This window comes from Anaerococcus sp. AH8042_DFU013_CI05 (assembly GCF_047936775.1).
Classification (GTDB): Bacteria; Bacillota; Clostridia; order Tissierellales; family Peptoniphilaceae; genus Anaerococcus.
The window spans coordinates 657,826-678,938 of record NZ_CP175954.1 but is presented as its reverse complement, the minus strand read 5'-3'; the positions used below and the strand labels follow the sequence as shown (position 1 = coordinate 678,938).

At 28.8% G+C, this 21,113-nt stretch carries 21 protein-coding genes, 1 tRNA gene and 1 pseudogene; 15 read left to right on the top strand and 8 right to left on the bottom strand.

What is annotated here, in order from left to right; all coding sequences use genetic code 11:
- Positions 1-133 precede the first annotated feature (133 nt).
- The 8 genes and pseudogenes from ACKRLN_RS03625 (at position 134) to ACKRLN_RS03590 (ending at position 9,175) form a co-directional block, all read left to right on the top strand.
- Entirely contained in the window at positions 134-814 is a 681-nt protein-coding gene (locus ACKRLN_RS03625) for an ABC transporter ATP-binding protein (protein WP_416335283.1), read from the top strand.
- Complete coding sequence (locus ACKRLN_RS03620; RefSeq protein WP_416335282.1) at positions 804-3,155, top strand: FtsX-like permease family protein; 2,352 nt, start codon at positions 804-806, stop codon at positions 3,153-3,155. The genes ACKRLN_RS03625 and ACKRLN_RS03620 overlap by 11 nt, the downstream gene beginning before the upstream one ends.
- Before the next feature lie 1,573 nt (positions 3,156-4,728).
- A pseudogene (locus ACKRLN_RS03615) lies at positions 4,729-5,386 on the top strand (DNA-binding protein).
- A gap of 328 nt (positions 5,387-5,714) precedes the next feature.
- Positions 5,715-5,918 carry a PLD nuclease N-terminal domain-containing protein gene (locus ACKRLN_RS03610; RefSeq protein WP_004837780.1) on the top strand — a complete coding sequence of 68 codons (204 nt, stop codon included), beginning with the start codon at positions 5,715-5,717 and terminating at the stop codon, positions 5,916-5,918.
- Positions 5,918-6,832 carry an ATP-binding cassette domain-containing protein gene (locus ACKRLN_RS03605; RefSeq protein WP_416335281.1) on the top strand — a complete coding sequence of 305 codons (915 nt, stop codon included), beginning with the start codon at positions 5,918-5,920 and terminating at the stop codon, positions 6,830-6,832. The genes ACKRLN_RS03610 and ACKRLN_RS03605 overlap by 1 nt, the downstream gene beginning before the upstream one ends.
- Entirely contained in the window at positions 6,829-7,596 is a 768-nt protein-coding gene (locus ACKRLN_RS03600; RefSeq protein WP_416335280.1) for an ABC transporter permease, read from the top strand. The genes ACKRLN_RS03605 and ACKRLN_RS03600 overlap by 4 nt, the downstream gene beginning before the upstream one ends.
- Positions 7,597-7,609: 13 nt before the next feature.
- Positions 7,610-8,713, top strand: a complete 1,104-nt coding sequence (locus ACKRLN_RS03595) for a helix-turn-helix domain-containing protein (protein ID WP_416335279.1) — start codon at positions 7,610-7,612, stop codon at positions 8,711-8,713.
- A gap of 282 nt (positions 8,714-8,995) precedes the next feature.
- Positions 8,996-9,175 carry a hypothetical protein gene (locus ACKRLN_RS03590; protein ID WP_416335278.1) on the top strand — a complete coding sequence of 60 codons (180 nt, stop codon included), beginning with the start codon at positions 8,996-8,998 and terminating at the stop codon, positions 9,173-9,175.
- 28 nt (positions 9,176-9,203) lie between these two features.
- Here ACKRLN_RS03590 and ACKRLN_RS03585 read toward each other — a convergent pair whose 3' ends face one another.
- From ACKRLN_RS03585 to ACKRLN_RS03560, 6 genes are all read right to left on the bottom strand, one after another.
- The gene (locus ACKRLN_RS03585) at positions 9,204-10,535 is read right to left on the bottom strand and encodes a relaxase/mobilization nuclease domain-containing protein (RefSeq protein ID WP_416335277.1); all 1,332 of its coding nucleotides are present in this window, start codon (positions 10,533-10,535) and stop codon (positions 9,204-9,206) included.
- A gap of 1 nt (position 10,536) precedes the next feature.
- The gene (locus tag ACKRLN_RS03580) at positions 10,537-10,893 is read right to left on the bottom strand and encodes a plasmid mobilization protein (protein WP_115283193.1); all 357 of its coding nucleotides are present in this window, start codon (positions 10,891-10,893) and stop codon (positions 10,537-10,539) included.
- A 169-nt stretch (positions 10,894-11,062) separates the two neighbouring features.
- Positions 11,063-12,145: a virulence RhuM family protein gene (locus tag ACKRLN_RS03575; protein ID WP_416335276.1), complete on the bottom strand. Its 1,083-nt coding sequence runs from the start codon at positions 12,143-12,145 to the stop codon at positions 11,063-11,065.
- Entirely contained in the window at positions 12,138-12,620 is a 483-nt protein-coding gene (locus ACKRLN_RS03570; protein ID WP_416335275.1) for a hypothetical protein, read from the bottom strand. Before ACKRLN_RS03570 ends, ACKRLN_RS03575 begins: the two co-directional genes overlap by 8 nt.
- A gap of 8 nt (positions 12,621-12,628) precedes the next feature.
- Positions 12,629-13,177, bottom strand: coding sequence for an ImmA/IrrE family metallo-endopeptidase (locus tag ACKRLN_RS03565; RefSeq protein ID WP_416335274.1), 549 nt, complete (start codon positions 13,175-13,177; stop codon positions 12,629-12,631).
- 8 nt (positions 13,178-13,185) lie between these two features.
- The gene (locus ACKRLN_RS03560) at positions 13,186-13,587 is read right to left on the bottom strand and encodes a helix-turn-helix domain-containing protein (RefSeq protein WP_000852885.1); all 402 of its coding nucleotides are present in this window, start codon (positions 13,585-13,587) and stop codon (positions 13,186-13,188) included.
- A gap of 194 nt (positions 13,588-13,781) precedes the next feature.
- Between ACKRLN_RS03560 and ACKRLN_RS03555 the strand changes: the two genes are divergently transcribed.
- The 7 genes from ACKRLN_RS03555 (at position 13,782) to ACKRLN_RS03525 (ending at position 19,987) form a co-directional block, all read left to right on the top strand.
- Positions 13,782-14,297 carry a hypothetical protein gene (locus ACKRLN_RS03555; RefSeq protein WP_416335376.1) on the top strand — a complete coding sequence of 172 codons (516 nt, stop codon included), beginning with the start codon at positions 13,782-13,784 and terminating at the stop codon, positions 14,295-14,297.
- Positions 14,298-14,567: 270 nt separating this feature from the next.
- The gene (locus ACKRLN_RS03550) at positions 14,568-14,978 is read left to right on the top strand and encodes a sigma-70 family RNA polymerase sigma factor (RefSeq protein ID WP_416335375.1); all 411 of its coding nucleotides are present in this window, start codon (positions 14,568-14,570) and stop codon (positions 14,976-14,978) included.
- A gap of 537 nt (positions 14,979-15,515) precedes the next feature.
- The gene (locus ACKRLN_RS03545; RefSeq protein ID WP_162832783.1) at positions 15,516-15,653 is read left to right on the top strand and encodes a hypothetical protein; all 138 of its coding nucleotides are present in this window, start codon (positions 15,516-15,518) and stop codon (positions 15,651-15,653) included.
- Positions 15,654-15,708: 55 nt separating this feature from the next.
- Positions 15,709-17,484: a recombinase family protein gene (locus ACKRLN_RS03540; RefSeq protein WP_416335273.1), complete on the top strand. Its 1,776-nt coding sequence runs from the start codon at positions 15,709-15,711 to the stop codon at positions 17,482-17,484.
- 90 nt (positions 17,485-17,574) lie between these two features.
- Complete coding sequence (locus tag ACKRLN_RS03535) at positions 17,575-18,747, top strand: iron-containing alcohol dehydrogenase (protein WP_203126627.1); 1,173 nt, start codon at positions 17,575-17,577, stop codon at positions 18,745-18,747.
- Between the two features lie 11 nt (positions 18,748-18,758).
- Entirely contained in the window at positions 18,759-19,676 is a 918-nt protein-coding gene (locus ACKRLN_RS03530) for a serine hydrolase domain-containing protein (protein ID WP_416335272.1), read from the top strand.
- 2 nt (positions 19,677-19,678) lie between these two features.
- The gene (locus tag ACKRLN_RS03525; RefSeq protein ID WP_203126625.1) at positions 19,679-19,987 is read left to right on the top strand and encodes a DUF4298 domain-containing protein; all 309 of its coding nucleotides are present in this window, start codon (positions 19,679-19,681) and stop codon (positions 19,985-19,987) included.
- A 62-nt stretch (positions 19,988-20,049) separates the two neighbouring features.
- Here the strand turns inward: ACKRLN_RS03525 and ACKRLN_RS03520 are convergent.
- Both ACKRLN_RS03520 and ACKRLN_RS03515 read right to left on the bottom strand, forming a co-directional pair.
- Positions 20,050-20,125: transfer RNA gene (locus ACKRLN_RS03520), tRNA-Lys, on the bottom strand.
- A 48-nt stretch (positions 20,126-20,173) separates the two neighbouring features.
- The gene (locus tag ACKRLN_RS03515; RefSeq protein ID WP_296141257.1) at positions 20,174-21,085 is read right to left on the bottom strand and encodes a C39 family peptidase; all 912 of its coding nucleotides are present in this window, start codon (positions 21,083-21,085) and stop codon (positions 20,174-20,176) included.
- Positions 21,086-21,113 lie beyond the last annotated feature (28 nt).

The following is a 21,113-nucleotide window of genomic DNA, read 5'->3' as shown; positions in this document are numbered from 1 at the left end:
TTTAGATTTTAATGAAGTATAAGTTTGTGTCAATGCTGCTGATAGTAAACGATTTATAGTATGTATGATTATTTTGATGATACAATTGTGAACCAACAGATAAATAGATTTTCAAATTTAAGGAGGATGTTTAATGGCTTTAACTATAGATAAAGTGAAAAAAATATACAAACAAGGAGAAATAGAAGTCAAAGCAGTAAATGATGTAAGTTTTACTGTTAAGGAAGGAGAATTTTTATCTATTATTGGAGACAGTGGTTCGGGGAAGACAACATTGTTAAATCTTATAGGAGGTATTGATCATCAAACAGAGGGAAAAATTATGTTTGATGATGTGGAATTAAATAATTTAAATGAGGAAGAATTAACAGAGTATCGTAGAAAGAATATAGGGTTTATATTCCAAGAATACAATCTAATTCCTATCTTAAATGTTCGAGAAAATATAATTTTACCTTTAAATTTAGATGGAAAAGAAGCCGATAACGACTATTTGGATGAAATTTTAGATTTGTTAGAGATAAAACAAAAAATATCTGCTTTCCCAAATCAATTGTCAGGAGGACAACAACAAAGAGTAGCTATTGCCAGAGCTCTCATTTCTAAACCAAAAGTAATTTTAGCAGACGAACCAACAGGAAATTTGGATCAAAGAAATAGTCAAAATATAATGGAGCTATTTGTTCAGATGAATAAAAAATTTAATCAAACAATTATAATGATTACACACAATTTAGAATTAACAAAGTATTGCAATAGGGTTATACGAATATTAGATGGTCAAATTGTGGAGGATAAAATAAATGAAAAATAATATCCTGAAAACATATGTCAAAAGAGATTTGAAAGTTAATAAAATGAAAAGTTTTACAATATTGCTGACTATAATTTTATCTTTTGTCTTTATTAGCATAATGAGTTTGTATTCTATAAGTGCTAAATTAATGTTTCAGGAAAAACTAGAAAATGGACATCAAGCATCATTAATTAAAGTAAATCCTAAACAAGTTGAAGGGATAAAATCAGAGAAGAGCATAAAAAAAGCAGGAATAGGATATATTTTTCCAGAAGTTAGTATAGGTGATATAAACCTAAGAGTTGCATATATGGATTCAGATTTACGTGACTTAGGGAATGTAAATAATATAGAAGGATCTTATCCTCAAAAAGATAATGAGATAATAGTGTCTAAAAGCTACTTAAAACGTATTAACAAAAAAGTTGATATCAAAGAAAGCATAAATCTAAATTTAGGTAATGGTTCAAAAAAATATATAATAAGTGGAATTTTATATAATGAAGGTGTAGAAGGAACATATCCTGTATTTGTATCTAGATCTTATGTTGATAAATTTGGTCAAGTTGATAATTACTTAGTACAACTAAGTATGAAATCACCGAATTCATACTCTGAAGATATGCTAAAAAATGAGATAAATTCAATAGCAGCTAAATATAAAGTAGAAGAATCTGACGTTCACTTTTTTGATATGTATTTTAGTTATATGAAATTGGTTAATACAGATCAATATATAATGCTCATAATATTGGCAGTATTGTTAGGAGTAGTTTCTTATTTAATTATCCATAATATTTTATATGTTTTTACATTAGAAGATAGGAAAAATATAGCAATTCTTAGATTGATAGGAGCAAGTAGGAAACAGTCAATGATTATTCTAAATAAAAGGATATTATATATTGGTTTAATAGGAATTTGCTTAGGAATTTTAGGGACTTTTAGCATATTTTTTATCAATAACAGAAATGGACTAATATTTTTATTAGAACATAATCCATTATATATAATAGTCACTTTAATACTTAGCAGTTTGTATATTTTTATGGTTCTTAAATCTTCGGCAATCTCTATAAGAAAAGATATAAATAGAATTTCTGCTAAAGAACTTTTTACGAGTGGTCAATCTACAAGCCATCTGGTAAAGAGAAAGAAAAATAGTTTTGTTACACCTAAATTTATAGCATGGCTTAATATAAAAAGAGATCCTAGAAAGACAATAACTATGATTCTATCACTAAGTATTGGAGGAGTATTACTTGTTTCATCTTATGCTTTTTTGAAATCCTTTGATCCAGAACAATTAGCAAGAAAAAGTTATACAAATTATGAAATAAGTATTATGTCAAATGAAGATTCTATTTTGGGCAGTTCTAATGATGAAATTAATGGTGATATGGAAAAAAGAAATCCATTAGACAATAACTTAATTCGTTCATTAGAAGAGGTTGATAATGTAGAAAGAATTGAAGTGGTAAAAGGTACAAATGCAACTTTTGTAAGTCCAAATGGAAACTCAGAAGATTTGAGTATTGTAGGATATACTCATCAACAAGAAAGCTTTCTTAATAAAAAACTTATAGAGGGAAATACCTCATACTCGAAGTTGACTAAAGAAAAGGGAGTTATTGTTAATCAGCCAAAAGAAATAAAAAAATATTATGGATGGGATGTACAAATAGGTGACGAAGTAAAATTTCAGCAAAATGGCAAAGATTTTACGGCTAAAGTAATGGGTATAACCGATACTTTAAGTAGTGGGATATACTTTTATATTCCAGATAATTCATTGAATTATTTTGGAGATACTAATACTAATTTTAATTATGAATTGAGACTTGAATTAAAAGATAAGACATTAAAGGCTCAAAAAAGTACTGTAAATAAAGTAAAACAATTGATAAATATGCATCCATTAAAAATGGAAACCTATCTAAATGCGGTAGATGAATATAAAGTTTCTTTAAAAACTAGTAAAAAGTTTCTTTTATCAATAACTTTATTAATTTTAATTATGGGTGTTGGAAACTTAATAAATACTTACTTTACAAATGTGATTAGTAGGAAGAAAGAGATTTCTTTCTTAAATCTTGTAGGTATGAGTAAATCTCAACGTATTAGTATGCTTATGAGCGAAAATTGTTACTATATGAAGAGAATTCTTATAATTACTTTAATAGGTGGAGTTATTATTTCGTATGGTCTTCACGTTTATACAAATAATGATCCGATTCTTGGTGGATTGCAATATAGATTCCCAATTGCAGAATTTATATTGTATTCTATTATTATGTATGTCATTGGAAGAATTGTTTTGAGGATTGTTGATACCATATTGATTACAAAGAGGAAATAGTATGGGGAAAAATAAAAAATCAAATTACAGTATTTTCTTGATGGAATATGCTCTATCAAGAAAATACTTAATATATTATTTTATAACAATATCAATAATTTTTATCATATCTATTATGAAGAGACATCTAAACTAATAGAAGATATAAAATCTATTGCCCTGAAAGGCAAAGCGATCTTTCCAGAAGAAAATAATATATTAGAACCATTAACAAAAAGTGAAATTCATAAAAGTTATCTGAAGTTGAAGTCAAAAGAGTATAGAATAAGAATAGAAATGATGAGTTAAAAATCTTGGAGGAATAAAATTAACAAAAAGAACATATGGCTTATATTAGCAATAATCTCATTTATTACACTTATATTATCAATATACATGTCATATAAGACAGGAAAAACAGAGTATGCATGGATAGTCGGTTCTATGCTTTTTGGCATATGGTGTGGAAGTAAGTATAATAAGCTAAAAAATAAATAAACTATTATAACTTACCTGATAACAGGGATAATGTTAAACACCCATGGACTTAGCAAAAGATGACGATGGTAATAAAATTTATACCAATTGTTCAGCATATGGAGATAAGACAAAAGATTTAGAGAGTTTAAAACAAAGGGATGATGTTAAAATTTTTTGATTTTATTTAAGATTGTAGTATTTACTCATGCAATTAAATAAGAGCTTAATAAATTAGAGTTACAAGGAGACACGAATATAAATTATAAAAATCCTCGTAGGTATAAAAATGGAGATTGAATATCTTACTAACTTATTATAATTGAAAAATAAAATAGAAAGTGAAGAATATCTAATGTTGAAAAAAATAATAGATACTTTTTCATCATGTGTGTTGATTTTGAACATAGTTTCTATGAAATCTTTTTTCCTATGTAAACTCAGTGCGAAGCAAATCCAGTTAAAAAATATGAAAATTTACGAGTTGTTGAATCAGAAGAATTAAAAAATGAAGTAACAAAAAACTCGAGATGTTGTTTAGTAAAGAGAATATTAAATCTCAAAATAGAGGTTTAAATGTACCATGTTTTGTAGCAGTATCTGGTGCTGGAGTAACTGTCTCTGGATTAATAGACAAAGTTTTCGGAATGCCTTGTACTCTAATTCCTCATGCTTGCATAGTATGTTTAGGTGGATTATTGTAATCGGTGGTGGTAGTATAGTTGTTGATGTTTGGAGGTGTTAGGAATAGTATGTTTAAACAGGTTCTAGATATAATATTATTATACTTACTGATATATTTGTTTGGATCATACATTATTTTTCTTGTAAAATCTGTGATTTACGGAAAAGAAAAAGTTTATGGATGTGCAAAGCCTACACTAATGGAAAAGATAAAAAAAATATTTTTTTAATAAATCTTTTAACTTGTAAATTGTTATAGAATTATTGTAAGTATATAATGATAAAAAAGCAGTAAACTGATAAAAATGTCTACTGCTTTTTCTTTGTCAAAACGAGAAAATGATAATAATAATATTAATGTGAAAAGTAAAAAACAAACAAGAAAGATAGGGAGATCAATTAGCTCTTCTAATTTTAATTTAAGTAGGAAATTATGGAACAAAAAGAAATGAGAAGAAATATAGAAATAATTTCAAAAGAAAAATACAAGCACCTTATAAAATCCTTAATAGGAATTGAAAAAGGAATAGACAATTAAAAAACTCTTGATGAGATTTATGACAGATATATGGACAATGATACTATTTCATTATTAAGCGAAGATTTTGACTATATGATTGATTACATGAAAGAACAAGGTAAGATTGTTGAAAATGTCAGTGATATTGAAGAAAAAGACGATCTTATAAATCACGTGGGTAATATAGTAGGTCAAGTAGAAAATCATGAAAGAGAAAATGCTAATGGAGAAAAGTTTAAAGTAAGTAATTATTCTTTTGTTTCAAAAAAATGACGATGGAAATAAAATTTATACCAATTGTTCAGCCTATGGAGATAATACAACAGATTTAGAGAAGTTAAAACAAAGAGATTTTGTAAAAATATTTGGTCAAGTAAAAACAAGCATTTACAACAACGGAAAGGAACATAAAAATGTCCGTATTTTGTCTTCTAAGCTCTTAAAAGCAAAAGAACAAGAAAGAAGTCAAGATAAAGATAAAAAGTCCATATTAGGGCAAATAAAAAGCTTTAAGACAGACGATAAAACTAAGTCAAATAAGAAAGAACATAGCAAAGGAACAGAGAGATAAATATCGGCAGTCTTAGGACTGCCTTTATTTTTTATATGTATATAGGTTGTATAATGACGTAATATGTGGAAACTGTAATATTGACGAATAAATAAGATAATAGATTATAAAAGTATTGTAATCAATGTTTTATGGGGGTTACAAGAACTCTTATAAGTATTTTTTTATTTAAGAAATATATTATAAGAAATATATTAAATGAATTTCAACAATAAATACTTAAGAAAAGTTTACTTGTAGTTGATAAAAATAGGATAAGTTAATTAATAGTTTCTTGAAGGTTGATTAAGTAAAATGATATGATATATACAAATAAAGGGGGTTAAAAATGCCAGATATTATTAGAGAATACTTGCCGATACTTATACCTATTATTATTTTAGAAATTGCACTTATGATTTATTCTTTAAGTCATGTTTTAAAACACGATAGATATAAATTTGGAAGCAGAACTATGTGGATTTTAATAGTTGTTTTTATTCAAATTATTGGACCTATCTTATACTTAACAATAGGTAGGGAGGACGAATAATGGAAGCGCTAAAAATTGACAATCTTCATAAATCTTTTGGTAAAAATACGATTATTAATGGGTTATCCATGTCCATTCCTGAAAACACAATCTTTGGGTTTTTAGGCAAAAATGGTGCTGGAAAAACAACGACAATGAAAATGATTTTAGGATTTTTGAAAATTGATGAAGGCTCCATTGAAGTCTTTGGAGAAGAAGTAAGCTTTGGTCAGTCAAAAACCAATCGATTTATCGGGTATCTTCCAGATGTCCCTGAATTTTATGGTTATATGACTGCTAAAGAATATCTCAATTTATGTGGGTCTATAACTAGTCTTAACAAAAATGAAATGAAAAATAAGAGCGAAGAACTTTTAGAATTGGTGGGATTAAGAAATGTCAATAAAAGGATTAGTGGCTATTCTAGAGGTATGAAGCAGCGCTTGGGTATTGCCCAAGCGTTGTTAAATAGTCCCAAATTATTAATATGTGATGAACCAACTTCCGCCCTTGATCCACTTGGAAGAAAAGAGATATTAGACATTATATTAAAAATAAAAGCCTCTACAACCGTTATTTTTTCCACACATATTTTATCGGACGTTGAAGCAATCTGTGATCATGTTGTGGTGCTTGATAAAGGAAAAAATGTACTGGAAGGTTCAATAGATGAACTAAAAAATATAAAGAGGAAAAACACAATTAAAATCAGATTTAAGTCGAATGAAGAACTAAAGGTATTTAAGTCACTAGATAAATTTTCAAATCTGGTAATGAATGAAAAAGGAGATACTCTGTACTTAACAGATGAAGACAATCAACTAAAAGATATTGATATTTTATATGAGCTATATAAGTTAAACATATTTCCTCTAGAAATAAAAATAGAAGAACCGACTTTAGAAAATATTTTTATGGAGGTGACGAAAGCATGAGGATATTTTTATCTCTATTAAAGAAAGAAGCTATTGAAGGTGCAAGGACTAAAAAAATGATTTCTACCTTTATCCTTTTCTTGTTCATCGGGTTAATAAGTCCTTTGACAGCAAAATTAACTCCTATGATACTTCAATCCATAGCTACAGGAAATATAGATATTAACGTAGCACCACCATCAGAAATTGACTCTTGGACACAATTCTTTAAAAACATTAGTCAAATAGGTATGTTTGGATTAGCCATTATATTAAGTACTCAAATGGCAAATGAATTCCAAAAGGGAACCTTGATTAATTTGTTATCTAAGGGACTGCCAAGGTATCAAGTTGTGCTATCGAAGATTTTTTACAATTTCATTTTGTGGTTTATTGCTTACTTTTGCTCATTTATACTAACTTATTTCTACACAAAGTACTTTTTCGGGATTTCATTTCCTATTAGAAATATACTTATGGCAGCCTTGCTTCCTTTTATATTTGGATTATTTTTAATATCGTTAGAAATATTAGCTGGAGTGATTTCAGGAAATGTTATAGGTACATTAATATTAACGACTGCTGGGATTGTGATTCAACTTATATTATCTATTCGAGATGAAATTGTTAAATACATGCCTATTGCATTGATAGGAAAGCCTGTGAACCTTATAAAAGGAATAGGATATGATGACTATTATGTACCGATTATTACGGGCAGTATTTTGCTTATACTGTGTATCGTAATTTCGATTGCTGTAATAAACAAAAAGCAAATCAGTTAGGAGGTAAAATATCATGCTAAAAATTGGAGAAAATATTCTTCAGAAGCGAAAAGAAAGAGGCATAACTCAGGAAGAATTAGCAGAATTTATGATGGTAACAAAGGCTTCCGTATCAAAATGGGAGACAGGTCAAAGCTATCCAGATATTTTACTTCTACCAAAACTTGCCACTTTTTTTAATATAAGTGTAGATGAACTAATAGGATATGACCCAGACTTATCTTCAACTCAAATACAAAAGTTTTATATAGACTTAGAGAATCGTGTTTCTGACGAAGGGATGGATAGTATCTTTGATGATATAAAAATTAAAATTAAACAATACTATTCTTGCTTTGAACTACTATACTATATGGCTTTATTTATTTTAAATCATTGTGATTTAGCAACTGATGATGTAAAAAAAGAAGAATATCTAGAATATGCGAATAATACACTAAGAAGAGTGTGCGAGCATTCTAAAAATCCTATATTAAAAGATCAATCATTGAGCTTGAGGGCAGCCTGTTTAATTAGTTTAGGAAAGTCAGAAGAAGCATTAAATATTTTACCATCTTCTGACATGCTATCTATATCAAAAGATTGTTTAGTGGCTTCAGCTTATCTAAAAACGAAGAAAGAAAATGAAGTAGATCAAAAACTTCAAGTAATGATTTATAAGAACGTAATTGATTTAATCACTCTTCTTATGATGAAATGTAGTTTGCATAATGAGGATTGGGTCGAAACCTTGGAAAGAGTGGAGGATTTAATAGAAACTTTTAATCTTATTGAAATAAATATTTCTATAGTTTTAAACTTTTATTTATCCTTGGCAACTCATTATATTAAAGATAATAATCTCAAACTTGCTAGTCAATATGTGGAAAAACTACTCAATTTGTTAATAGAGAGTAAGGGAAAATCTTTTAAGATAAGAGGCGATGAGTACTTTAATCAAATAGATGATTGGCTTGATGAAAATTTATTATTATCCACGAATCCAAACAGAAGTGACGATATGATTGTTAGCTTTTATTTAGAAACAATAGCGAATGATGAGAATTTTAAAAGAATTATTTCTGAAGGAAGAGTAAAGTTCTTAGCTGATAGGGTTAAAGAAATATACTCTCTATAATTAAATAACTAGCATTGGACAAAAGGTTGTAATTTTATAAAGTTATAATCTTTTATTTTTTATTCGGGTTAACGCAGCAAATCATATAATTGAAAGGAATCTGTGTTATATGCTATAATTAGATAATTAATCTATACATTTAGAAAGGTAAAATATAGGATTAAAACATATGTAAGTAACTACCAATCAATATTAGAATCAACTAATTTAGAGTTTGTCTGCGATTGGGCAGAGTATATAGATTATGGTACTACAGATTCAGATATTATAGAGATTCAGAATTTGGGTTTTTCAAGAACTATAGCTATATTTCTTCTAGATAATTGTAGTAGTTTATTTATTAGAAATGATATAGGAGAAATAATTGATATAGATGAGGAAGAGTTAAGAACAAATATAGACAAAGAAAAATATTCAGAAGAATATAAGGAACTAAATATTTTATTCGAGTGGGAAAAGTAATAAATGGAAAAGAGGTAGTTAAGCAGTCCTACCTCTCTACTTCTTTTCCATAATAATTTTCATAGTTTTTTCTATACTGAACTAGGTCAGAAAATTGTTCTTTATTCAAAGAATACTCTTGCATAAGGGTGTTCTTTTTTTCTTGCAATTCATCTAGTTTGATTAATATTTCTTTCGTATTTGGGAGCTTTTTATAGTTTTCTAAAATTTCTTTAGCGGCTATTTTATAGACAGAGAGTTCACTATAATATTCCTCTGCAAATTGTTTATCATTAGGATTTTTCTTGTGGTATTTATATATTTCACGATACTTATTTATAGTATTTATATTTTCCATATCTTGGGATAAACTCTTCATCTCAGTTTCAATTTTCTTTATTTTATCTAATAAGCCTTGTCTATCATCAGCAGATTTTTTGATCAGGTCATCGAGTTGAGTAATTGAATTAATTCCTTGTTCTCTCAATTTAATTATTGAATCAGCCATTGTTTTGATATTATGTTTTCTTGCCCAAACTTCGTAACCTTTAGAGGATTGTGCTTTTTCATTAGTAGATATATCAATAACATTTCCTACACGCTTTTTAGTAGGATTAGCTTTATTTTTAATTGCTAAATCTATTCTTTCTTTGATTTTTTCTTCAGTATAATCTTCTCCGATAGTCTTCGATCTTGTAAATCTTTGCTTATCTTTATGGCGAAAAGAAATGTGTTTACCAAACTTAATTTCATAATCCAGAGATTTCATATTTTCTAAAAACTCTTCCCACGAGTTAGACCTATTAATCATTCTATCTATATCAAATTGCAGTTTAGACTTCCAAGAATTTCCTTTCTTGTTTTGATCATATTCGTACCAAGACTTACCAGCAGTTTTATATTTTCTTTTGTAAGCTTCATAATATTCATCAATGACTGAAAGCTTATTTTCTTTACATAATTCGTCACTTTGATACCTGATTTTATGATAAGATTTTTTGTTAGATTGGTAGCATTTACCAGTCTTGTAATTAACATTATTAAAAATAATATGATTATGGATATGTCCTCTATCTATATGAGTTGCAAGAACAAATTCATAATCTTCTTTTAAAATTTTCTTACATAATTCCATTCCAATTTCGTGAGCTTTTATAGGATCAATCTCTCCTGGTAGAAAAGATTGGATTAAATGTCTCGCCAAAACTGTACCTTTAGTATCATTATTTTCTCGTGTTTTCATAAATTGAATATGGGCAGTAGATGGGTGACATTTAAATGAAGATACCAAGATTTTTTCATCAGTTTTTTCACTCTTGGTAATGTAATCTATTGCTAAATTTAGAGTTGTTTTTATAGGATGTATTTTCGTAATTGCCATACTAATCACCAGAACTTTCTTTTGATTTATTTAGAAGTAGGGAATGGATCTGCCATATTTCTCTTGATAATTTTTCTATCTGATTATTCATAGATTCAATTTCATTTTTGTAAATAACACCAGTTGTATTAGTAGCTTTTGCAATCTGGTTTATATTATTTGTTGCATTCGAAAGTAGCCATTGTAGGTTTCTAAATGGTTCTAAATCTACAACATAAATCTCTTTTTCCAATACACATTTTCTAAGAAAGTGGGACATAGTTTTGCAATTAGCAAGTTTCATTTTCTTTTCAAAAACTTCTTTTTCTTCCTTAGTTAGTTTAATTTCTATTCTTTCATTTCTAAATCTATTTGCCATTTTATTCTCCTTTATAAAATATATTTCGGGGTCTTAGGGTTCTCCCTAACAAGGTAAAAATTAAAAAAATGGAGCATGCCGTAAAGGTCTGCTCCATTAATTTTTTCGTAAGTGTCCGTACACTTACTGTGCTTGCTATTAAAGTTATAAGTATTAAGCGTATATTAAGTTATTCTTCTAATTTTTTAGCATCATCTTCTAGTTCTAAGAACTTATCAAAATCACTTTTGTAAAGTCTATCTTGTATAATTCTATATTTTTCAAACTCACTCTCTGCGTGCTTTTTAGCAAGAGCTGCAGACACTTTTCCTGCATCGTTTAAGATTTCTTTATCCCATAATTGTAAAAATCCATTTAATCTTTTTTCCCAATCTTCCATAGTCATAGGGATATGTCTTTCTGCTTGTAGTTCTGCCATGTCCAAATATGATGAAACAATTCTTTGCATTTGATTTAATTCTTCTTCATTTAGATAATTTTTTGCAACAACTACATCATATTTATGAATTTTTGAATCTGGAGATCCTTCCCAAGTAGTAAGTCCCATATTTTTAGTTTTGTGGTCGGCTCTATCTACAATTAATTCAGCTGCAGTTTTTCCATGAATTGCATAGTGCAATTTGTTTTGAATAGCTGCAAAAAATCTTTTTGTTGCTTTTGCAGATGGATCATAATCTAAAGATGTAGCATAAATATCTGTGATTTTTTGATAGAATCTTCTTTCAGATAATCTAATTTCACGAATTTTTACAAGTAATTTTTCGAAATAATCCTTGGTAAGTTTTGTGCCAGAATTTTTGAGTCTTTCATCATCCATTGCCCAACCTTTAATTGTAAAATCTTTTACAATTTGGTTTGCCCACTTTCTAAATTGGACTGCACGTTCGTTATTTACTTTAAAGCCTACTGCAATAATTGCTTGCAGATTATAGTGTTTTGTTTCCCTTGAAACATTTCTAGAACCTTCTTTTTGAACTATTAGGAATTTCCTAATAGTTGCTTCTTCTTGTAATTCACTATCGGCATAGATTTTTTTAAGGTGTTCATTTATTGTGGCGACACTAACATCATAAAGAGCTGCCATCATCTTTTGAGTAAGCCAAATATTTTCATCTTCATATCTAATTTCAATATCTTCTTGGTCATCACCATTTGCTGCAATAAAAATCAAGTATTCAGCAGCGGATGATCTGATTTGAAGTTCTTTTTTTTTCTGATTTTCGTCTTTATTTTTATCCATTTCTTTACTCATAATTTCCTCCACCTATAAATTTCATTCTACCTTTAAACACTGGAATACTAATCAAGAATACAATTACATAATGTATAAAGGAATTTATCATCATACTTTTTGTTATAGGTAATTGATGATAGGTTTGACCGATTATCTTAAAAGCGGCTAGAGTGTTTGTTATAAAATCAAGTGCCAACCATAGGGCGACTGATGATCCTATAAAAGCAATTATATAGTTTAAAAACTTGCTAACTTTTGGTAGTTTTTGATTTATTAAAACTAGTAATATTCCATAAATTATTACTACTGTAATTGAAAGGGGAATAGCTAATTTGTTATCTAGTTTATCTTTTATGGATATATAAAATCCTAAACCTACAACTATAAAATCAATCAAAAATGCTGAGATTTTTACAGAGTAGGTAGAGATGAGATAGTAGAAAACTATTCCAGAAAGGATTAATAAAAAATATCCTGCAATAAAAATTCCCATAGAGTCTCCTAATAATAATCATCATGTTCAGGGCGATAGTTTTTAAGAAAATCTCCCTGAGGTATATTAACATTAACTGGTTTATTAAACTTTCCCATTTTTGCTAACTCAGAAATTTTTAGATTTAGTAAATTTATATCTACACCTAATTGTCCAGCGATTTCATAATCACAAACTTGATCATTGATATTATCTAGGACATCTTCATCACTAATTAATAAATGAGCTGCAAAAATATTAGCTTCAGTTTCAAATTTATTTGTAGGGTTTAGCACTGTTTGGTCATGAAAAGCTCCGCCACTCATACAATAATCTCTGTGAAGTTGATCGTGACCTAATTCATGTGCTAATATAGTCTTTCTATTAAAATTTGTGTTGCTACTGATAAAAATAAATCTGTTCCTTTGAATATAATGGTACATTCCCAAAAGTATTTTTGTTTCAGATAGATATACCAGGTTAATATTCAAAGCTTCTATTAATTCGATAGGATCTCGTGTCTTATATTTTTTTATAAGTCGATTAACCTTATCATATATATAGCGATTCATGCTCATAAAATCACCTAATCTTTTTTCTTACGACCGTATTTCTTGTTTTCTCTTTTAGCCTCCCAATAAGCACGAGTAATAGCTTCAAAAGCAGCATCTTTATCTTCGTCAGAAATTTCTCCACCAGCAAATAAAGAGCTTAGACCTTCTGTTAATGCTCTAGCTTTTTCTAATTCTCTTTTGCCACCCATGTTATAAACTCTATTTAAAAACTCGTCACTTTCTTCTAGAAGATAATTATAATCGCAGTTCATAACCTCAGCTATTTTTTTGTAAACCTCGACATCTCTTGGGTATCTTTCTCCGTCTTCATAATGTACAAGAGTTCTTGTACTTATTCCTATCATTTTTGCAAAATCTGCTTGACTTAACTTTTCTTTTTCACGAAATTCCTTTAATCTATCCGCAAAAGCCATAACTTTAACCTCCTGAACTAATGTGCATTTATAACTTTTAATACGAACAATAGTGCTTGAATTATTTTTCGGTTTGAGATATAATACAAACTGAACTTATATTCATATTATAGCACAAACATTCAAGTTTGTAAATAAGTTGTATTGGGGTGATTAGATTGAGAATAAGTAAAACTTTAAAGAACATAATGAACATGTATGCAGATAGCAACTTGAAATTTGAAGAGATCAGTTCAGCTGCAAAACTTATTTTAAGTTTATATAGACAAGTTACTTGGGCAGTAGATAGCAGGGCAAATTTTATGATGTTTGAGAGTAAAGAAAACTATGGGTCAACTTCAGAATCTGCTTACTTGTATCTTTCTACATTTGCTCCAGAAAGAGTTGAAGAAAAGTTCAATAATAGAGTTTCCAATGTAATGGATAGTAAGCTTATGCTTTTAATAATTTATGATGCCTGTGTTAGGCTAAAAGTTTATCCAGAATATGGAGAAATCTATCATAAGATTATTTATAACTACTACATTTCTGAAAAAAAGATTACTGATGAAGCTTGTATGAGAAGTGTATCTTTAGAGAGAACTGTTTATTATCAAAGAAAGAAGGAAGCAATTGCATTGGTTGGTGTAATAATTTGGGGATATACTTTACCAACTGCTATTAGCCAATTTGAAGACGGTCGTAGCATTGAAGAAATAATGAACATCTAAGAAATTAATTTATGACGAACTTATTGCGTACTATTTCCGAATGAAAAAAGTACCATATACGAATTTTATGTGTACTTAAGTGCATATATAATATCTATGATGGGTGATTTGCACCTAAATTTAATATTGGCATTTATTGACTGAAAGAATTTATTTTCTTTCGGTCTTTTTTTATGCCCAGGAGAATATATGCAAAGAATTAGAAGTCCTCCTTGTGTGAATTTTCATTTTCAAACAAAAGAAATTCGTGTCAACAAGGAGGAAAAATTAATGGACAAAGAATATTATTTATTTGTAGAAGGAAAGAAAGTAGTTGTTAGCAAGGAAGTATATCTTGCCTATCATAGTGAATTGAATAAAGAGAAATATCAAATAAGAAGAGACAGGTTAAATAACTGTTTCTTTTTTTGTTCCTACGATCATGATGGAAACTTCGAAGAAAATTTAGAAGATCTGGAATTTGATGTTGAAAAAATTATCGAAACAAAGGAAATGATTGAAGAAGTTAGAAGAGCTATTTCTAAACTCAACCCTGTTGAAAGGGATTTGATAGAAAGTCTTTTTTATAAAGAAGAAACAATTAGAGAAGTAGCTGCTAAACTGAATATTTCTCATCCAGCCGTTATTAAAAGGCGTAATAAAGTCTTAGAAAAACTAAAGGAAATGTTGGAAAACTTTTAGATGACAGTTGCCAAGAGGGTCTAATTTTCACTGTTACTTATACAGTGGGAATTGGACCTTTTTATTTAACAAAATTTATTTTTGAAAATTGGTTACTAAGAAAGACTTCTTTTCACTGTTAAGTATAAGAGGGTGATTTTAAAGAATTTTGTTTCATCAAGATAAGTATTTTCTGATGGTCAAATTTTAAAAAGATTAATAACTCTCGATAAATTTTGAACCTTAACAACTGAATAGACCAAGACAAGACGTTAATCATTTTTGGAGCGTAATAACCTATCCGCCAAGATCTTTCTGCTGAATAATTCGGCAAAACAAGTACTGCTAAGCTAAAAGCAAGGGAAGAAGAAAGGGAGCGATAAGTAAGAGTTTGAATATAGGGAGGGATACCCTATTCGCTATGAAGAAAATGAGGATAATGATACTTCTAAGGTTGAAGCCGGCTCATCCTAAACAGAGGCGGAGGTGAGATTCCTATGTTGCTAATCTAAGGCACTTGTCAATGTCAAAAAACTTAAATTTACATAGGAGGTTATTATGAAAGCAATAAAAGTTTATAGCATGAGAGTTGCTATGTTATGTAGACTTTATGATCTTAAATTAATTAATGATAAGGAATACACAAAAATAAAAAATAGAATAGAAAATGATTATAAAAAGAGAGATAGAAAGTAGTTAATCTTGTGATATAATAACACTGTAGAAAGATACAAAATGGGAAGGAGGTAAAATGAATACTAAAGTAAAATTAATAAAAGCTTCAAATACAGGAGCAAGAAATCGAAATGCACTACATTTAGATTTAAAACGAGTTGCAGCATATTGTCGAGTTAGCACTGATAGTAAAGACCAACTTGAATCATATAAATCGCAAGTTGATTATTACACAAATCTAATACAAAATAATAAGAACTGGACTTTGGCTGGTATATATGCAGATGAAGCAACAACAGGAACAACTGCTACTAAAAGAGCAGATTTCATGAGACTAATTAGTGATTGTCAAAATGGAGATATAGATATGATAATTACTAAATCTATATCAAGATTTGCTAGAAATACATTAGATACCTTAAAGTATGTAAGACTATTAAAGGAAAACAATGTTGGTGTAGTATTTGAAGAAGAAAATATAGATACTTTGACAATGGATGGAGAGCTATTACTAACAATATTAAGTTCAGTAGCTCAACAAGAAGTAGAAAATACCTCAGCCCATGTAAAAAAAGGACTGAAAATGAAAATGGAAAAAGGGGAACTTATTGGTTTTCAAGGTTGCCTTGGCTACGACTATGACCCTATAACAAAAAGCATCTCTATAAATGAAGAAGAAGCTAAAATTGTCAGATACATCTTTAAAAGATATTTAGAGGGCAATGGAGGGTCAGTTATTGGCAGGGAACTAGAAGAGCAAGGATATCTCACCCCGAGAGGTAAAACAAAATGGTCTGATACTACAGTGTTAGGAATAATTAAAAATGAAAAGTATATTGGAGATATACTAATGGGAAAGACCTTCACAGTTGATCCCATAACAAAAAGAAGACTAGCAAATTTTGGAGAATCTGACAAATATCACATCGAAAATCATCACGAGCCAATTATATCAAAAGAAGACTTTGAAAAGGCACAAGAGATTAGACTCAGGAGAGCACAAAACAGAAACACTGTTGCTAACAAGGATAGGAAGAGAGAAAAACTATCAAGACAATATGCTTTTTCAAGTATGCTTGAATGTGGATTTTGTGGCGAGATACTTTCAAGAAGAACTTGGCACACAAGTTCAATTTACAAAAAAATTAACTGGCAATGTGTAAGATCAACAAAAAAAGGTAAAAAATATTGCCCTCATTCAAAGGGAATACAAGAAGCAGCAATAGAAAAAGCTTTTGTTGAAAGTTATAGGCAATTATGCCATGCAGATTCAACAATAATTGATGACTTTTTAAAAATTGTAGAAGAAGAAATAAATGATAATACTTTAGTCAAAGATTTGAAAAAGTTAAAAAACCAATTAAACAGAATCATTAGTCAAGAAAGAAAGTTAGTTGATCTTCATTTAGAAGATAGTATAGATGAAGAAGTTTATGCTAAAAAGTATAAAAAACTTACAAAACAAAAAGAAGAATTACTTGATGAAAAGAAAACACTGGAACTAACGATAAAAGATGAAGACTCTATTAAAGAAAGATTAAAGCAATTTAAAAAGGTCTTAGAAAATAAAGAAATTATAGAGGAATTTAACAGAACAGTATTTGAAAGCATAGTTGATAAAGTTGTGGTGGGTAGAATTGACAAAGACGGAACAGTTCATCCTTATGACTTAACATTCTATTTCAAAACAGGAGTTAAAGATAGTCAAAATTCTAATAACTTTAAAGATAAAAGAAAAAATGCCAAAGACAATGACATTAATAAATTGTGTTCCTACAAGAATGACGAGGATAAAAAATTATGTTCCCAATCAAAAGACAACGCATCTAGAAACTATTTGCTTATTAACTAATGAGTAAAATTTTAAAATAATTTGAGTAAACTATTTCAATCTAAATTTATAGGGTAATTATTAATAAAGCAAATTAAAAAAGGAGGCATTATGTACGATTTTAATTTTAATATATCAACCAAGATATTATTTGGTAAAGACCAACTAGATAATCTTGCAGATGAGATAAAAAAATATGGAGAAAAAGTACTCCTTGTTTATGGAAGAAATAGTATAAAGAAAATTGGACTTTATGATAAAATCTTAAAAATTTTTGAAGATAATTCTATAAATCACTTCGAACTTTCAGGAGTAGTACCAAATCCTAGAATTGATAAAGTACGTGAAGGAGTAAAAATAGCTAAAGAAAATGATGTTGATTTTATCCTAGCAGTTGGTGGGGGATCTGTAGTAGACTCAGCTAAACTTATTGCAGCTGGGTTTTATACTGAAAGTGATCCTTGGGAAATTGTAATAAAAAATGAAGAAGTTAATAATGCCTTGCCGTTGGGAAGCATTTTAACCCTTGCTGCGACTGGATCTGAAATGAATGCTGGATCTGTTATAACAAATGAAGAGACTGGCCAAAAACTAGGTTGGGGATCTGAATATGTAAGACCAAAATTTGCAATTATGAATCCAGAATTCACCTATAGTGTTGATTCTTATCATACTGCAGCAGGAACTGTTGATATTATGAGCCACACAATGGAAAATTATTTTACTTTAAACGATGGTGCTTACCTAGACGATAGATTTGCAGAAGCTATTTTAAAAACTTGTATAAAATATGGTCCAATTGCAATTAATCAAGGAGATAATTATGAAGCAAGAGCAAATCTTATGTGGGCAAACTCTTGGGCAATAAATGGTCTAATAAGTGCTGGAAAAAACATTGATTGGTCAGTTCATCCTATGGAGCATGAACTATCAGCATTAAGAGACATTACTCACGGCGTAGGTCTTGCAATTTTAACTCCAACTTGGCTAGAATATTGCCTAGATGATGAAACTAGTGAGAAAATTGCTACATTTGGATATAATGTGTTTGATATAGAAAAATCAGGGTCCAAAATCAATGATGCAAAAAAAGCTATTGAAGCCTTAAAAGAATTCTTTAAATCTCTAGGAATAAATCTAAGTTTAAAAGAACAAGGATTTAAAGAAGACGAATTGGAAATCATGGCAAAAAATTGTTTATCTAATAAAAACAAAAATCAAATAGATGGTTTTAAACCTTTAAAAGAATCCGATGTATTAAATATCTACAAAAAAGCTTTTTAGGATAGTTATAAATGGATAGTATAGAAAAACTCGCTCAAGGGCTCTACAAAGAAAATAATTCTATAATTGTATACAAAAATGGAATAGGATATTTAGTAAATAAGAAAAAAGATGAAAAAATAAATGTTAGATCAATCTCAAAGACCATTCTAGCCCTAGCATGTGGAATTGTAATTGGTCAATACAATGATTTTGATGAAGACACTTACATTTATCCTATTATCAAAAATAAGATAAGCCTAAAAAATAAAAAAAATGAAAGATATTTAAAACAGATAAAAGTAAAGCATTTGTTGACTCATACTGTAGGATATAGGGATATACTCTTAATGAGTGAGGATATAAATAAATTTAATATAGACAATTTATTAAATGAAGTTATAAATTATCCAATTTATTATAGGCCTGGAACACATTTCTTATACTCAAATGCTAGTTATTATATACTATCTGCTACTTTACAAGAGTTTATTGGAACAGATTTATTTAAATTTATAGATGAAAATCTATTTGAGCCTTTAAATATAAAGAATGCAAAAGCTGATAAATATGGAGCCTATTTAGCAGGTGCGACTAAATTTTATTTATCTACTGATAATCTTTTAAATATCGGGAAATTACTCTTAAATAATGGAAAATTTGAAGGAAGACAAATAATTAGCCAAGCATGGATTGAAAAAATGAAGAATCCATTATTTAAAAATGATTTTGAGATTAAGAAAAATTATTTGTCAGAAGATAATTATGGTTATAGTCTTTGGATATCAAAGAATGGTATTACATTTGCATCTGGTACAGGTGGGCAATTGATTGTATTGATGGAAAAATCAAATACAATAATAGTGACGACAAATAATGAATCGTCAAATAAAGATTATAAGATAAAAAGTGATATTGATAATATAATTGAAATATTAAATAGGGGGTAAGTATGGATTACGATTACATTAATGAAATGACACAAATTTATGAAGACCACAAAAATTTAACAAATAAATTGAATCAGGCTTTACAAGAGTTTAAAGATCATCAAAAAGAATTAGAAAAATTAGAAAAATATTATTATAGTGATAAATTTTCCAATGACTATGATGCATCTAATAAGGGTGAAATACCTAGTGAAATTAACCAAGGAATTTTAACTGAAGATGCTATATATGATTTACTCGGTGATAATTACTATATGGCACGTGAATTACTAGACTTAGCAAACTATATTATACAAGATAAGGAAGAATAGATTGGAAATATCCAGTCTATTTTTAAATTAAAAAAACTGCGGCTTAGACCGCAGTTTTAATTTGGTGCACCATCAGAGGTTCGAACTCTGGACACCCTGATTAAGAGTCAGGTGCTCTACCAACTGAGCTAATGGTGCGAAATAAAATACTTTCTTAGTATACGCTTACATTAGCTATTTGTCAAATTAATATATTTGCCAGATATGAGCTATCTGATTACTAATTTCATCATATGACCAAGGTCTCATAGTGTTTTTCACGCTATTTGGATCATTTATTAAAAATTTACCATCTTTATAAGAGTCAATTACAAAAATATGACCAAATAAAGTAAAATAACCTTTATTAACAGAAACAATAAGCGGCCCCTTTTTTAGAGCATCTATCATTTCCTTTTCATTTAAATTAATGTCTTTTGATTTTAAATTATATTTAGTAGCTTCATCTGGGAAAAATGACCAGGAAACTCCTTCATTAGTCATATAATTTTTTGCATCTTTTGATATTTTATCGGGTGTAATAGTTGGATCATCTTTAATTCTTGATAAAACCATTGCAGTAGATGTGGGACCACAGCCAGAAATCCCTATATTTCTAAGTCCCAATTCATTGTATGCCCATCTGTTATCCCACTGAAGATAAAAAGGAGTTTTTCTTCCAAGTTCAATAGATTCTCCTGGTGTGTTTGGAAAATCAGTGATATTGTGATTCATGTTGTATACAAATTCAACTGTATCAGGATCATTTCCTGTAAGATAGGCTTCGACATTTGTAACATTAAAAAAATTATCATAAACCCATTGAGCTTTTGGATTTTGATCTATGTGTTTTTCGAGATTTTTAATTATATCTTCTTTAACATCTGACTTTGTTTTTGGAGTAAAATTTTCTTTATACTGTTTTTCATTTTCTACGATAACTTCAGATAAAGATTTGTCATTTGATTTTAAAAAAGTATTAATTGCTAACTCATTTATCTCAGAGACTATATTCATATTTTCTTGATCAATTAGTCCTTCATTTTTGTTTCCCAAGCTACTAGTACATGAGCTTAAGGAAATGAGTAAAATTGGGACTAATAAAATTTGTTTTTTCATACAAATATTTTACTCAATTGTATCTATC